The sequence below is a fragment of the Microcoleus sp. D2_18a_D3 genome, from assembly GCF_036702455.1.
GTDB lineage: Bacteria > Cyanobacteriota > Cyanobacteriia > Cyanobacteriales > Microcoleaceae > Microcoleus.
Map to the genome: position 1 here is coordinate 1 of NZ_JAUBTK010000227.1, position 1,014 is coordinate 1,014.

A 1,014-nucleotide genomic window follows, 5' to 3' on the forward strand; every position below is an offset into this window, starting at 1 on the left:
TAAGTTATTAATACATTACTTGAAGTTTGACGATATTCCCATTCCTGGGGCATTCATACCTTGATTCAGCAACGCCCCCTACTTAATGTCTTTGATTGGAAATTGGGTTTTGTTAAATATTCCGAGTTTTTCACCGTAGATTAATCACGGGCGTCCCGCCCGTGCCACGAAATTCAATTTGATTATTTTAGGGGTTTACTGAAATGAATGTTTATCAAAAGTTGGGCATTGTTGGCGGAAGTTTGAGTTTTGCTGTTGTCAGTCAATGTTTTTCTGCACAAGCTGCTACTCTAACTCAAACTTATACTGTGGATCTGGGTTCGCAGCCGTTAAATAGCAGCACGAATGTGGTTTTGCCCAAGTTTAATTCGCTCTTAGGGACGCTATTAAGGGCTTATGTTAGGGTTCAATCTACTGTTAATAACAGTGTTAGCATTACTCCTTTAACGGGAGATTTTATGGGAACGGCGACGACTAATGCAAATATTGCTGTGAATATTCCGCTGCTAAAGGTAGACCCGAATTTGACTTTGAGTGTGTTAGCAAGTCCGCCGGAAACGAAGATTGCTAGTGGCGGTACAGGGAGTGTTACCGGTTCGGCTTCTGGTACTGTGTCGAAGAGTTATGATTTGCCGCAGTTTTTAAGTGCTTTAACTGGCTGCGATGGTGATACTTTTACTGCTGGCGTGGCGACAACTGGTTTAACTCAAATTCTGGGGAGTCCGGCTAGAGGTAGTTTTGGGGGTAAGGTTGTGGCTAACACTACAGTTAGTGCAATTTATGAGTATGAACCTGTACCGGAACCCATGACTGCTGTGGGTACGTTGGTGGCTGCTGGAATGGGTTTGTGGTGGAAGAGAAGGGCTTCAAAAAAGGTGTAATATTAATTTTATTAATGTTTGCAACAATTTGGATATCCCCCCTAACCCCCCTTAAGAAGCTATGCCTTACTCACATCTTTCTTAACAAAATCAGGCTTGACATTCGGGGGGGAACGGGTAGAAACTAATTGCC

The 1,014-nt window shown here is 43.0% G+C and carries 1 protein-coding gene; it reads left to right on the plus strand.

All coding sequences use genetic code 11. The features are described 5' to 3' along the window. The first annotated feature begins 203 nt into the window (after nt 1-203). The gene (locus QUB06_RS34630) at nt 204-881 is read left to right on the plus strand and encodes a PEP-CTERM sorting domain-containing protein (protein WP_333439365.1); all 678 of its coding nucleotides are present in this window, start codon (nt 204-206) and stop codon (nt 879-881) included. The last annotated feature ends 133 nt before the right edge of the window (nt 882-1,014 follow it).